13 protein-coding genes are annotated in these 13,901 nt (G+C 58.7%); 4 read left to right on the top strand and 9 right to left on the bottom strand.

Annotated elements, in window-relative coordinates; all coding sequences use genetic code 11:
- Positions 1-17: 17 nt before the first annotated feature.
- Entirely contained in the window at positions 18-1,739 is a 1,722-nt protein-coding gene (aceK, locus tag IB250_RS13195) for a bifunctional isocitrate dehydrogenase kinase/phosphatase (protein WP_192344389.1), read from the bottom strand.
- Between the two features lie 129 nt (positions 1,740-1,868).
- Between aceK and IB250_RS13190 the strand changes: the two genes are divergently transcribed.
- Positions 1,869-2,777, top strand: coding sequence for a DMT family transporter (locus IB250_RS13190; RefSeq protein WP_192344388.1), 909 nt, complete (start codon positions 1,869-1,871; stop codon positions 2,775-2,777).
- 208 nt (positions 2,778-2,985) lie between these two features.
- Here IB250_RS13190 and IB250_RS13185 read toward each other — a convergent pair whose 3' ends face one another.
- From IB250_RS13185 to cysK, 4 genes are all read right to left on the bottom strand, one after another.
- Positions 2,986-3,849, bottom strand: coding sequence for a DMT family transporter (locus IB250_RS13185; protein ID WP_192344387.1), 864 nt, complete (start codon positions 3,847-3,849; stop codon positions 2,986-2,988).
- Positions 3,850-3,961: 112 nt separating this feature from the next.
- On the bottom strand, positions 3,962-4,126 hold the full coding sequence (locus tag IB250_RS13180) for a hypothetical protein (protein ID WP_192344386.1): 165 nt from the start codon (positions 4,124-4,126) through the stop codon (positions 3,962-3,964).
- Positions 4,127-4,423: 297 nt separating this feature from the next.
- Complete coding sequence (locus IB250_RS13175) at positions 4,424-5,362, bottom strand: aspartyl/asparaginyl beta-hydroxylase domain-containing protein (protein ID WP_192344385.1); 939 nt, start codon at positions 5,360-5,362, stop codon at positions 4,424-4,426.
- A 249-nt stretch (positions 5,363-5,611) separates the two neighbouring features.
- Positions 5,612-6,586, bottom strand: coding sequence for a cysteine synthase A (cysK, locus tag IB250_RS13170; protein ID WP_123501108.1), 975 nt, complete (start codon positions 6,584-6,586; stop codon positions 5,612-5,614).
- 126 nt (positions 6,587-6,712) lie between these two features.
- Between cysK and IB250_RS13165 the strand changes: the two genes are divergently transcribed.
- The 3 genes from IB250_RS13165 (at position 6,713) to IB250_RS13155 (ending at position 9,983) form a co-directional block, all read left to right on the top strand.
- Complete coding sequence (locus IB250_RS13165) at positions 6,713-7,789, top strand: DUF748 domain-containing protein (protein ID WP_192344384.1); 1,077 nt, start codon at positions 6,713-6,715, stop codon at positions 7,787-7,789.
- Between the two features lie 144 nt (positions 7,790-7,933).
- Positions 7,934-8,779: an AAA family ATPase gene (locus IB250_RS13160; protein ID WP_038979370.1), complete on the top strand. Its 846-nt coding sequence runs from the start codon at positions 7,934-7,936 to the stop codon at positions 8,777-8,779.
- A 25-nt stretch (positions 8,780-8,804) separates the two neighbouring features.
- A complete protein-coding gene (locus IB250_RS13155; protein ID WP_038979369.1) occupies positions 8,805-9,983 on the top strand; it encodes a vWA domain-containing protein in 1,179 nt (392 codons plus the stop codon).
- 134 nt (positions 9,984-10,117) lie between these two features.
- Here IB250_RS13155 and IB250_RS13150 read toward each other — a convergent pair whose 3' ends face one another.
- From IB250_RS13150 to IB250_RS13135, 4 genes are all read right to left on the bottom strand, one after another.
- The gene (locus IB250_RS13150) at positions 10,118-11,044 is read right to left on the bottom strand and encodes a biotin-dependent carboxyltransferase family protein (protein WP_192344383.1); all 927 of its coding nucleotides are present in this window, start codon (positions 11,042-11,044) and stop codon (positions 10,118-10,120) included.
- A complete protein-coding gene (gene pxpB / locus IB250_RS13145; RefSeq protein ID WP_192344382.1) occupies positions 11,041-11,745 on the bottom strand; it encodes a 5-oxoprolinase subunit PxpB in 705 nt (234 codons plus the stop codon). Before pxpB ends, IB250_RS13150 begins: the two co-directional genes overlap by 4 nt.
- The gene (locus IB250_RS13140; protein ID WP_192344381.1) at positions 11,742-12,494 is read right to left on the bottom strand and encodes a 5-oxoprolinase subunit PxpA; all 753 of its coding nucleotides are present in this window, start codon (positions 12,492-12,494) and stop codon (positions 11,742-11,744) included. The genes pxpB and IB250_RS13140 overlap by 4 nt, the downstream gene beginning before the upstream one ends.
- A gap of 78 nt (positions 12,495-12,572) precedes the next feature.
- Positions 12,573-13,856 carry an MFS transporter gene (locus tag IB250_RS13135; RefSeq protein WP_123501098.1) on the bottom strand — a complete coding sequence of 428 codons (1,284 nt, stop codon included), beginning with the start codon at positions 13,854-13,856 and terminating at the stop codon, positions 12,573-12,575.
- Positions 13,857-13,901: the final 45 nt, after the last annotated feature.

Raw genomic sequence — 13,901 nt, 5'->3', positions numbered from 1 at the left:
AGGTGTGATGGTGTGGGCTATTCGTTATCGAGGCCTTTGCGGCGGTACGGGAATACATCAATCACCTTCCCCGCCCGTATCGCCTCCTGCAAACTCTTCCAGTAATCGGCGTTGTACAACTCGCCATGCAACTGATCGAACAACTTTCGTTGCCCCGAATCGGCAAACAGGAACGGTGGAAATTCCTCGGGGAATACATCCAGCGGCCCGATCGAGTACCACGGTTCGGAGGCCATTTCGTCTTCCGGTGTGCGCGGTTGCGGGATGTGGCGGAAGTTGGCTTCGGTGAGGAAACAGATCTCGTCGTAGTCATAAAACACCACACGACCGTGACGGGTGACGCCAAAATTCTTCAGCAACATGTCGCCGGGGAAAATGTTCGCCGCCGCCAGTTGCTTGATCGCCAGACCGTAATCCTCCAGCGCCTCGCGAACCTGCGCCTCGTTGGCGTGTTCCAGATAAAGGTTCAACGGCGTCATCCGGCGTTCGGTCCAGCAGTGACGAATCAGCACCGTATCGTCCTCCACCGAGACCGTGGACGCGGCCACTTCGAGCAACTCTTCCAGGCATGCCGGTTCGAACTTGCTCAAGGGGAAACGGAAGTCGGCGAACTCCTGGGTGTCGGCCATCCGCCCGACCCGGTCGACGCTTTTCACCAGGCGATACTTTTCGATCACCGTGGCGCGGTCGACGTTTTTCGACGGCGAGAAGCGGTCCTTGATGATCTTGAAGACGGTATTGAAGCCCGGCAGGGTAAACACGCTCATGACCATGCCGCGCACGCCGGGGGCCATGATGAACTGGTCGTCAGTGTTGGCCAGGTGATTGATCAGCGCGCGATAAAACTCGGACTTGCCATGCTTGTAGAAGCCGATCGAGGTGTACAGCTCGGCGATGTGCTTGCCCGGCAGGATGCGTTTGAGAAAGCCGATGAATTCCGCCGGCACCGGCACATCGACCATGAAGTACGAACGGGTGAAGGAGAAGATGATCGACACCTCCGCCTCGTCGGTGATCAGCGCATCGATCTGGATACCCCGGCCTTCGCGGTGCAGCAGCGGAATCACCAGTGGCCATTGCTCGTCGGGGGTGTAAATGCGCCCCACCAGATAGGCGCCCTTGTTGCGGTAAAGCACCGAGGAAAACAGTTCGACGCTCAGCTGCGGGTCCTTGCAGACCCAGTCCGGCAGGTTCTCGCGCAATTGCGCTTCGAGGCGACGCAGGTCGCCGGCCAGATCGGCGTAATCTTCGCTGAAGCGGTAGTCGGCAAAGATGCTCGTGAGCATGCCGGACAACTGCCCCTGCGGCTTGTAGGTGCGGGTTTGCGCGGCCCGGGCGCGGCGCAGGCTCGGCCGCGTGGTGTGAATGAACATGCAGCCGTCGCTGATCAGGTCATGGCTGAACAGGCCGCAGAAAATCGAGTTGTACCAGGTCTCGGACAGTTCATCGTCGAAGCGCAGGTCGATCAGGCTGATGTAAGCGCTTTTGACCAGCGGCCAGTTGCTGACGTCCATCAGCACATCGGTCTCAAACGAAGCATGCAAGCGCCCTACCGTTTCGCCGACCTTTTCTTCGTAGAGGTTGATCCGCGCCGCCGACGCAACTTGCGTCTCTTGCCATTGGGCCTGCTCGAAACGGGCTCGGGCGCCGTCGGTGATCTGACGGAAATGCTCGCGGTAATCGTCAAAGCCATCGAGGATCATTCGGGCGATGTCGGCGGCTGGCCATTGCTGCGGCATAGGTAAAACCTCGGCGGCTGTTCTTGTCGTTGGAGCCTGAGCTTAGTGGCCCTGTGTGACGCAACGCAACCATTGCCTTGCGCCCTGACTGGCGCGACACTTGCGCGCCAATCAAGGAAGGAAAGCGCTGTGAACCCCGTCGATATCCTGCGTATGTTGTCGCTTGCCGCCATTTGGGGTGCGAGTTTTCTGTTCATGCGCGTTATTGCCCCAGTGATTGGCACAATCCCCACTGCTTTTTTTCGCGTGTCGATTGCCGCCGTCGGGCTGCTGGTGATCCTTGGGCTGATGCGCATCAGCTGGGATTTCAAAGGCAAATTCAAGACGGTGATGCTGCTGGGGATGATTAACTCCGGGATTCCAGCGACCCTCTATTCCGTGGCCGCCCAGGTGCTGCCGGCCGGTTACTCGGCGATTTTCAACGCCACCACGCCGCTGATGGGTGTGCTGATCGGCGGATTGTTCTTCCATGAAAAACTCACCGCCGCCAAGTTGGGCGGCGTCTTTCTCGGCCTGTTCGGCGTGGGCATCCTCACCCGCGCCGGGCCGGTAGCGTTCAACATGGAACTGCTGATGGGCGCACTGGCGTGCCTGATGGCCACCACCTGCTATGGCTTTGCCGGGTTCCTCGCCCGGCGCTGGCTCGACCATGCCGGCGGTCTCGACAGTCGTCTTTCGGCGCTGGGCAGCATGCTCGGCGCGACGTTGTTGTTGCTGCCGCTGTTTGGCTACAGCGTGATTAGCCAGCCACCGGCGAGCTGGGGTGGCTGGAGTGTCTGGCTGTCGTTGCTGGGGTTGGGTTTGGTCTGCACAGCCTTTGCCTACATTATTTACTTCCGTTTGCTGACGTCGGTTGGCCCGGTGAAATCGATGACCGTGACCTTCATGATCCCGCCGTTCGGCGTGTTGTGGGGGGCGCTGTTGCTGGATGAGCCGCTATCGATGGCGCACCTTTATGGCGGGGTGTTGATTGCGCTGGCGTTGTGGCTGGTGTTGAAGCCGGCGGTGGTGAAGCCGGTTGAGGTGGCTGCCCGGTAGTAATGTGGTGTTGCTGATGACGCCTTCGCGGGCAAGCCTCGCTCCTACACTGGAAATGCATTCCCCCTGGAGCTGCCGAAGGCTGAGATCTTTTGATCTTGCTCTCCGGCGGCCCCGAAAGGATCGCAGGCTACGCCAGCTCCTACACTGGATCGGTGTTACGACGAAGATCCAGTGCAGGAGCTGTGCCTGGAGCGGCCTTTCGGTTTCAAGCGCTCTTACGGAACACAAACACCAGGCCGACGATGATCAGCCCCATTCCCAGCAGGCTCAACGCCGCCAGTCGGTTGCCGAAAAACAGGTAATCCATCACCGCCGTCACCGCCGGCACCAGGTAAAACAGACTGGTGACATTCACCAGATTGCCTCGTGCAATCAGCCGATACAGCAGCAGCGTCGCCAGCACTGATACCACCAACCCCATCCACAACACCGGCACGATGAACCCTGTGCTGTGTTCGAATTGAAACGGCTGGAACGGTACGAAGATCCCGCAGAGCAACAACCCCGCCAGATACTGCACCGGCAGTGTGCCGAGAGGATTATCGGTGATGCGTTTCTGCATGATCGAGCCGAACGTCATGCTCGCCAGCGCCAACAGACCGAAGAGCATGCCAGCCAATGACATGCCGGCCAGACCGATGCCTTGGTAAACCACCATGATCAACCCGGCCAGGCCCAGCGCCAGACCGAAGATCCGGCTTATTGATCGGTGCCGTTCCATGATCACTACGGTGAGAATCGGTTGCACGCCCATGATGGTTGCCATCATGCCGGGGGTGACCTTCAGGTCCAGGGCCAGCAGATAGAAAATCTGATAAGCCCCCAGCAATACCACGCCCGTGGCCATCGCATACAACATCGGCTTGCCGCCCTTGGGTAGTTTCAGCTTGAGCAACGGCATCAACAGCACCAGCCCGCACAAGGCAATGGCGAAACGAATCAGCAAAAAGGCGAAGGGTGATGCGTGCGCCAACCCCCATTTGGAGAAGATCGCGCCGCTGCTCCACAGCAAAACGAACAGGCTCGTGGACGCCGCCGCGAGCGCGGATTTTTTCGAAAGGACAAACATGAATACCACCTGTAGTCAGGCAAAAAGCCAACTCAGCCGAAGCTGAAATTCAGTAGTTTTTTTCAGGCGGGCGCTTTTTCAGACGGGCATGGGAACAGCAGAAAAAAGCTGATCAGCCCGAGAAGCCAACGCCTGGCGGTGATACGACTGCGCACACCGGCGTGCTACTGACAGGTGGGGGGTAATGACTGATCTGCGCAAACTGCTGATTCCCGCACGGCACGACGCCAGCGTTGACCGCTGAATCGACTACCGCGTTGATGGGGGAAGCTGGCATGGGCTGATCTTTTTTGATGGGTGAAAGGGTGGTTCGGGAAACCACCGAGGGCCGACTATAACCAGCGTGTGACATGGAAAGCAATGACTTGAACAAAGGGGCTGTAGCAGCTGTCGAGCCCCAGCGAGGCTGCGTTCGGCTGCGAAGCAGTCGTCAATCCAATCACCTCGGTTTACCCGAAACACCATATTGGCTGATTTTACGACTGCTTCGCAGCCGAACGCAGGCTTCGCCAGCTGCTACGGATCGCATTACGGCTTAACTGACCGAGGATGGTTTTTTGTGTAGAAACCAACCTCACCCAAACAGCCAATACCCCAACAACGTCAACACCACCACCGCCAGCACCGGCCGCAGTACGCGGTAGGCCTTGGGGTTACGACGTTTCCACCGTTTGACCATACCGCTGAATTTGTCGCTGAAGTTCTTGCTCCAGGCATAGGCCTGGTTGATCCCGCCAACGCGTTCATCATCAAGGTTCTGGGGTGCAGTGGCGCGCCCCAGCCAGCCGCTGATCGAGCGGTTGATGCGGGTCATCAGACGATTGCTCAGCGGCCGTTCGATGTCGCAGAAAAGAATGACTCGAGTTTGCTCGGTTTCATTCTTGACCCAATGCACGTAGGTTTCATCGAACATCACGTCTTCGCCATCACGCCAGGCATAGACCTGACCGTCGACGAAGATCCGGCAATCGTCGGAGTTCGGCGTCGACAGCCCCAAGTGATAACGCAGGGAGCCGGCGAATGGGTCGCGATGCGGATTGAGGTGACTGCCGCCTGGCAGCAACGCGAACATGGCGCCTTTGACGTTGGGAATTGTGCTGAGCAGTGCCACGGTTTTCGGGCATAGGGCTTCGGCTGATGGCAGTGGTTTGTCGTACCACTTGAGGTAAAAGCGCTTCCAGCCTTTCTTGAAGAACGAACCGAACCCGGCGTCGTTGTTCCTTTCTGCGGCGCGAATGTAGCCCTCGTCAAACAAATGCATCGCTTCGTCGCGAATAACTTCCCAATTGTCCCTGAGCACATCCAGTTCGGGGAACTTGCTGCGGTCCAGGTAGGGTTTGGATGGCACGCTGGAGAACAGGTACATCAGGGCGTTATAAGGTGCGAACAGGGCCGAGTGATTGACGAACTGACGCAGAACCGGCAAACGCGCCTTGCCACGCAAGTGCACATAGAGCGTGCTTCCGAGAAACAGCAACAACACCGACGCCTTCGCGACAAAGGAAAAGTTCATCTACAACTCCTTGATAGTAGGTAACTTTGCACAACGCCATTTACCCGACGTGGCAATCAGCCATGATAAACACTACCGGCCTCGGGAAATACCCGCATCATTCAACATTCAGTGTTAAGGATTACGCAACAAACACTTATTAACACAAGGTTCCTGAACGGGGGCTGACCTGAATCACCCCCCTTTCATACGAGATTCAAAAGCAAGATCAAAAGATCGTCCGAACGCGACCCGAACCTTCGGCAGCTCCTACTGCTGATTCTCCTGTTCGGTAAACAGATCGCTGAACAGCATGCTCGACAGGTAGCGCTCGCCAGAGTCGGGCAGAATCACCACGATGGTCTTGCCCTGCATTTCCGGGGTTTCGGCCAGCCGCACAGCCACCGCCATGGCGGCGCCGCAGGAGATACCGCTCAAAATTCCTTCTTCCTGCATCAGGCGCAGGGCCATCGCCTTGGACTCTTCGTCGCTGACCAGTTCGACCCGGTCGACCATCGACAGGTCCAGGTTCTTCGGCACAAAACCAGCGCCGATGCCCTGGATTTTGTGGGGGCTCGGTTTGATCTCCTCTCCAGCCATCGCCTGGGTGATCACTGGAGACACCACCGGCTCCACCGCCACCGAGATAATCGGTTTGCCCCGGGTATTCTTGATATACCGCGAAACCCCGGTAATGGTTCCACCTGTCCCGACACCCGCCACCAGTACGTCGACCGCACCGTCAGTGTCGTTCCAGATTTCCGGCCCGGTGGTCTTTTCGTGGATGGCCGGGTTGGCCGGGTTTTCGAACTGCGCCGGCATGAAGTAGGTCGATGGATCACTGGCGAGGATTTCGGCAGCTTTCTCGATCGCGCCTTTCATGCCTTTGGCCGGTTCCGTCAACACCAGTTCGGCGCCAAGGGCTTTGAGCACCTTGCGCCGCTCGATGCTCATGGACGCGGGCATGGTCAATACCAGTCGGTAACCGCGGGCAGCGGCAACGAACGCCAGGCCGATGCCGGTATTGCCCGAAGTCGGTTCGATGATGGTCATGCCGGGCTTGAGTTTACCGCTGCTTTCGCCCTCCCAGATCATGTTCGCGCCGATCCGGCACTTGACCGAATAGCCGGGGTTACGCCCTTCGATCTTGGCCAGGATGGTGACACCGCGCGGGGCGATACGGTTGATCTGAACCAGCGGCGTATTGCCAATGGAATGGGCGTTGTCAGCATAAATACGGCTCATGGCTGGGTCCTTATACAGCGTTGAATTAGCTGTCCAAGGTATGCCTGTTACCCGTGGTCGTCCAGTCAGTCGAACGTCCGCTTACCCCCGCAGTCAATCGCTTTATACCGCCAGAGATTTGCCGCCATGAAGCGTCGATACAGTTGGCCCCTATGGACCCTCGCTGGCCTCGTTCTGCTGCTGGTTGCCCTGCACATTGCCCTGCCCTACGTGGTGCGCGATTACCTCAACGAAAGATTGGCAAACATGGGTGACTACCGCGGGCAGATTACCGACGTAGACCTGGCCCTGTGGCGCGGCGCCTACAAAATCAATGGACTGAAAATCGTCAAGGTCAATGGCAAGGTTCCCGTGCCTTTCGTCAACGCGCCATTGATTGACCTCTCCGTCAGCTGGCACTCGCTCTGGTATGACCACGCGGTGGTGGCCGAGGCGCAGTTCGACAAACCCGAGGTGAACTTCGTCGACGGCGGTGCCAACAAGAAAAACTCCCAGACCGGTGAGGGCACCGACTGGCGGGCACAGTTGGAAAAATTGTTGCCGATTACCCTGAACGAAGTGCGGATCAACGACGGGCGGGTCACCTTCCGAAACTTCAATTCAAAACCGCCCGTGAACATGAATGCCACTCAGGTCAATGCCAGCATTTACAACCTGACCAACGTGGTCGACACCAAAGGCAAACGCGATGCCCGATTCGACGGCAAGGCGCTGTTGCTGGGGCATGCACCGCTGGAAACCACGGCGACCTTCGATCCGCTGAGCGACTTCCAGGACTTCGAATTTCGCCTGCGCGCCAGGAACCTTGAACTCAAACGCATGAACGACTTCGCCTCGGCCTACGGCAAGTTCGACTTCAATGCCGGCCATGGAGACGTGGTCATCGAAGCCGAAGCCAACAAGGGCCAACTCACCGGCTACATCAAGCCGCTATTGCGCGACGTCGATGTGTTCAATTGGCAACAGGATGTGGAGAACAAGAACAAAGGAATATTCCGTTCCATCTGGGAAGCACTCGTCGGTGGCACCGAGAACGTGCTGAAGAACCAGCCGAAAAACCAGTTCGCCACTCGCGTCCAGCTCAGAGGGAGCGTGCATCAGAAAGATATCAGCGCATTCGAGGCGTTTTTGCAGATTTTACGTAATGGTTTCATCGAGGCGTTCAATGCCCAGTACGAGCGGCCCAAGCCGGATGCGGAATGAGTCAAGATGTGACGCCCCATTCAGAGACTGAATAAGCCGTCTGCGTTCACAGTCGACCGGGCAGCGCGTTATAGTCGAGCCTGACCATTTATTGCGCCCCGCCCTGCCTCGTTCAGGTCGGCGTTACCGTTCGAGGATTAGCAGATGAAGTTCGAAGGCACCCAGGCCTACGTCGCCACCGATGACCTGAAGCTGGCGGTCAATGCCGCCATCACCCTGGAACGGCCACTGCTGGTCAAGGGCGAGCCAGGCACCGGCAAGACCATGCTCGCCGAGCAACTGGCGGAGTCCTTCGGCGCCAAGTTGATCACCTGGCACATCAAATCCACCACCAAGGCGCATCAAGGCCTGTACGAGTACGACGCGGTCAGCCGCCTGCGAGACTCGCAGCTGGGCACGGAAAAGGTTCACGACGTTCGCAACTACCTCAAGAAGGGCAAGCTCTGGGAGGCTTTCGAGTCCGAAGAGCGGGTGATCTTGCTGATCGATGAAATCGACAAGGCCGACATCGAGTTTCCCAACGACCTGCTGCAAGAACTCGACAAGATGGAGTTCTACGTTTACGAGATCGACGAGACCATCAAGGCCAAGAAGCGCCCGATCATCATCATTACCTCCAACAACGAGAAAGAGCTGCCGGACGCCTTCCTGCGCCGCTGCTTCTTCCACTACATCGCCTTCCCGGATCGCGTCACGATGCAGCGGATCGTCGACGTGCATTACCCGAATATCAAGAAAGACCTGGTCAGCGAAGCGCTGGACGTGTTCTTCGACGTGCGCAAGGTGCCGGGTCTGAAGAAGAAGCCATCGACCTCGGAATTGGTGGACTGGCTGAAATTACTGATGGCCGACAACATCGGTGAAGCGGTACTGCGCGAGCGCGATCCGACCAAGGCCATTCCGCCACTGGCCGGCGCCTTGGTGAAGAACGAACAAGACGTGCAATTGCTTGAGCGTCTGGCGTTCATGAGCCGTCGCGGCTCTCGCTAAGCCCCGATAGAGAGAGGCGATCGCCATGCTGCTCAACCTGTTCAATGAAATGCGTGCCGCAAAGGTGCCGGTCTCGGTACGTGAGCTGCTGGACCTGATCAACGCGCTGAAACAGCGCGTGACCTTCGCCGACATGGACGAGTTCTATTACTTGTCGCGGGCGATTCTGGTGAAGGACGAAAAGCATTTCGACAAGTTCGACCGGGCCTTCGGTGCCTACTTCAACGGCCTGGAAAAGCTCGACGATCACCTCCAGGCGTTGATTCCGGAAGACTGGCTGCGCAAGGAATTCGAGCGTTCCCTGACCGATGAAGAGCGGGCCGCGATCCAGTCCCTGGGTGGCCTGGACAAGCTGATCGAAGAGTTCAAGAAACGCCTGGAAGAACAGAAAGAACGCCATGCCGGCGGCAACAAGTGGATCGGCACCGGCGGCACCAGCCCGTTTGGCTCCGGTGGCTTCAACCCGGAAGGCATTCGGGTCGGCGATGCCGGCAAGCGCCAAGGCAAAGCGGTCAAAGTCTGGGATCAGCGCGAGTACAAGAACCTCGACGATTCGGTCGAACTGGGCACGCGCAACATCAAGGTCGCCCTGCGGCGCCTGCGTAAATTCGCCCGTCAGGGTGCGGCGGAAGAACTGGACATCGACGGCACCATCGACCACACCGCACGCGATGCCGGGCTGCTGAACATCCAGATGCGTCCGGAACGCCGTAACACCGTCAAGTTGCTGTTGTTGTTCGACATCGGCGGCTCGATGGACGCCCACGTGAAGATCTGCGAAGAACTGTTCTCGGCCTGCAAGACCGAGTTCAAGCATCTGGAGTACTTCTACTTCCACAACTTCATTTATGAATCGGTGTGGAAGAACAACATGCGTCGCACCTCTGAGCGCACCGCCACCCAGGACCTGCTGCACAAGTACGGCGCCGACTACAAAGTGATCTTCATCGGCGATGCCGCCATGGCGCCCTATGAAATCACCCAGGCCGGCGGCAGCGTCGAGCACTGGAATGAAGAAGCCGGGTACGTGTGGATGCAGCGTTTCAAGGAAAAGTACAAGAAGCTCATCTGGATCAACCCATACCCGAAAGACACTTGGGGCTATACCTCATCGACCAACATCGTGCGGGATTTGATTGATGACCAGATGTTCCCGCTGACGTTGCGGGGGTTGGAGGAAGGGATGCGGTTTCTTTCCAAATAATCTCTGTTGATCGTTCCCACACTGCTGATCGTTGATCGTTCCCACGCTCTGCGTGGGAATGCATCAAGTGACGCTCCGCGTCACAGGGACGCGGAGCGTCCCGGGCGGCATTCCCACGCGGAGCGTGGGAACGATCAGTGCGAGGCAAACCGGCGCAGGTACTCGACTTGCTCCCGATGCGCGACATCCTGCACCACCGGCCTCAACCGCACCTTCGCCCCCGGCAAATACTGCGCCAATCGCGCCAAGGCCAATGGCGTCAACGCCCCCAGGCGCGGATAACCGCCAATGGTCTGCCGATCATTGAGCAACACAATCGGCTGCCCGTCCGGCGGCACCTGGACCGCGCCCAGCGGGATGCCCTCCGAGATCATCGGCTTGCCCTGATACTGCAACGCCGTTCCCAACAGGCGAATACCCATGCGGTCGGCGCGGCTGTCGAGGGTCCAGACGCTGTTGAATGCGTCGAACAAACTCTGTCCACTGAACTCGCCGATCTGTGCGCCGAGCACCAGGTCCAGCGGCGCATTGAGTTTGAAATCCGGCACTTGTTCGGGCGCCAACTCCCGCAGCAGTAGCAACGAGTTTCCCGAGTAGCTCAACTGCGCCTCTTTGGCCAACGCCCGACCCATGCCATCCAGCCCACCGAGCTCCTCACGGACCACCGTTGCGCTACTGCCCAACACCTTTGGCGCATCAAATCCGCCCGGGGCCGCCAAATAAGCCCGAGCGCCAAGCAGTGGCTGGGTGAATTGCAATTGCTGACCTTTGTTCAGCCTGAAACTGCGCCATGGCGTCAATGTCTCGCCATCCACTTGCGCCCCCAGATCCGCCCCGGCCAATGCCAGCACGCAATCTTCCTGGGCAACGACCGTAAACCCGCCGAGGGTGATTTCGATCACCGATGCATCCAGCCCATTGCCCAGCAGCCAATTGGCCCACGACATCGACCGCCAATCCGCCGCCCCGCCCTGGGTCACGCCCAGATGCCGCACGCCAAATCGCCCGGCGTCCTGCAACAGGCACAGCGGTGTACTTGCTTCAATCGTCAGTCGGCTCATGCCAGGGCCTCCAACGGCGAGTCATCACCGCCCAAGTTGATGAACTCGGCATGGCTGACCGCTTCGAAGCGCACAGTGTCCCCCGGTTGCAACAGGCTGTAGCCGTCGCGCTCGCGGTCGAACAATTTGGCCGGGGTGCGGCCGACCAGGTTCCAGCCGCCGGGGGATACCACCGGATAAGCCGCGGTCTGGCGTTCGGCGATGCCAACACTACCGGCAGCCACTTTTTTGCGCGGAGTATTCATACGCGGTGCAGCCAACACTTCCTCCACCAATCCCATAAAGGCAAACCCCGGTGCGAAGCCCAATGCGAACACTTGATACTCGCGCTCGCTGTGACGACGGATGACCTCTTCCACCGCTAATCCGCTGCGCTGAGACAGTAACGTCAGTTCCGGACCAACACTCAGGTCGTACCAGACCGGCAACACATGGCATTTACCCCTGGCCCGAGCGTTGGGCGACAGATCGATCAAGGCTTCAGCAATCAATTCCCGCGCTTGGGCCGGGTTCAGCGCCATCAAATCGTAATGCACCATCAGTGTCGTGTAGGACGGCACCAGATCGATCAAATGGTTGCCGAACGCTTCTCGCAGACGCTCGCTGGCGGCGAGCATCCACGGCATGTTGGCTTCGCTGATTTCATCGAACAGACGCACCATCAGGCAATCCAGCGCCACCACTTCCACCCGTGCTTTCATGACGCGCTCTGCTGATTCAAGGCTTGGCGAATGCGCTGCACGGCGGCCACCGAACTGGCGTTATCGCCGTGTACGCACAAGGTATTGGCTTGCAAGTGCAAGGCGCTGCCATCGCTGGCCGTGAGGTTGTCACCGCGAGCAATGATCAGCGCCTGTTCGATAATTTTCTCGGGATCGTGATGCACGGCGTCCGGCAGTTGCCGCGAGACCAGCCTGCCGGCGCTGTCGTAAGCGCGATCGGCGAAGGCTTCGAACCACAGTGTCACGCCGTATTCATCGCCGAGTTGCTGCGCGGCACTGTTGTCACGGGTCGCCATCAACATCAATGGCAGCGTCCGGTCGTAGGCCGCCACGGCCTGAATCACCGCGCGCAATTGCGCCGGGTTGGCCATCATGTCGTTGTACATCGCGCCGTGGGGTTTGACGTAACTCACCCGCCCGCCCTGTGCCCGGCAGATGCCGTCGAGGGCGCCGATCTGGTAATGCAACAGGTCCTGCAGTTCCTGGGCGGTGTAAGCCATGGATCGGCGACCGAACCCCACCAGATCCTGATAGGCCGGATGAGCGCCAATCTGCACCCCGTGGCTCAGGGCCAGGCTGACGGTCTTGCGCATGATGCTCGGGTCGCCGGCGTGGAAGCCACAAGCGATGTTGGCGCAGTCGATGAAGGGCATGACCTCGGCGTCCAGACCCATGGTCCAGTTACCGAAACTCTCGCCGATGTCGCAGTTCAATAGCAGGCGGTTCACGGTGAACACTCCTGTAGGCTTTTATCTTCTTAGCTGAAGGACATATGCCCCTCAGATTATCAGTTACCGGCTATTCGGTTATTGAGCGTCGAGTTGCTTGCCACGGGTTTCCGGCAGGCTGAGGGCCGCCAGGATCACTACCCCGTAGGACACTGCCGCAAAGGCGCCGATTCCCACGCTCAGTGGCACCTTCTGGCTGAGCAAGCCGATCAACAGCGGGAACAACGCCGCCAATGCCCTACCGATGTTGTAGCAAAAACCCTGGCCCGAACCACGAATCCGCGTCGGAAACAGCTCAGTCAAGAACGCGCCCATGCCGCTGAAAATCCCCGAAGCAAAGAAGCCCAAGGGGAAACCCAGCCAGAGCATCACACCGTTACTGACCGGTAATTGGGTGTACAGCAGAACAATGGTGAACGAGCCGACCGCGAACAGAATGAAGTTCTTTTTACGACCGAGAATGTCAGTCAAATAGGCGCTGATCACGTACCCGACGTAGGACCCGACGATCACCATCGCCAGATAACCACCGGTGCCGAGTACGCTCAAGCCCCGCTCGTTTTTCAGAAAGGTCGGCAGCCAGGAAGTGATCGCGTAGTAACCGCCGAGGGCGCCGGTGGTCAGGATCGACGCGCGGATCGTGGTGAACAGGATGCCCGGGGCGAAAATCTCGTAGAACTTGGCCGGGTTGCTTGGCTCTTGTTTAGCTTTGGCTTCGCGATAGATCTCCGGATCCTTGACCAAACGACGAACAAAAATCACGAAGATCGCCGGCACGATGCCGAGGAGGAACAGAGCGCGCCAGGCGTCTTCCGGCGGGAGCACCGAGAACAGCAGCGCATACAGAATCGCCGTCAGCCCCCAACCCAGCGCCCAGCCCGATTGCACCATGCCGACGGCTTTGCCACGGTCCTTGGCGCGAATCACTTCGCCCATCAACACCGCGCCGGCGGTCCATTCACCGCCGAAACCGAAGCCCATCAACGTGCGGCTGATCAACAGCTGCTCGTAGTTCTGGGCGAAGCCGCAGAGGAAGGTGAAAAAGGCGAACCAGAGCACCGTCAGTTGCAGGGTGCGTACCCGACCGATGCGGTCAGAGAGAATCCCCGCCACCCAACCACCAATGGCCGAGGCGATCAGGGTGCTGGTGTGAATCAGCCCGGCTTCGCCAGTGGTAATGCCCCACATGGCAATCAAGGTCGGCACCACGAAGCTGAGCATCTGGGTGTCCATGCCGTCCAGGCCATAGCCGATCTTGCAACTCCAGAAAGTACGACGTTCCTGCTTGTTGATGTTGTGGTACCAATCGAAGGGCCCCGGGCGAGCCGTGGCTTTTGAAACGAGGGTGTCGGGCGCACTCATGGCAAGTCTCCGTGCAAATTTTATTGGTATTGTTCTGAGCCCCGA

Origin of the sequence: Pseudomonas sp. PDM09, assembly GCF_014852305.1 — a bacterium.
GTDB lineage: Bacteria > Pseudomonadota > Gammaproteobacteria > Pseudomonadales > Pseudomonadaceae > Aquipseudomonas.
This window is presented reverse-complemented; position numbering and strand designations above follow the sequence as displayed.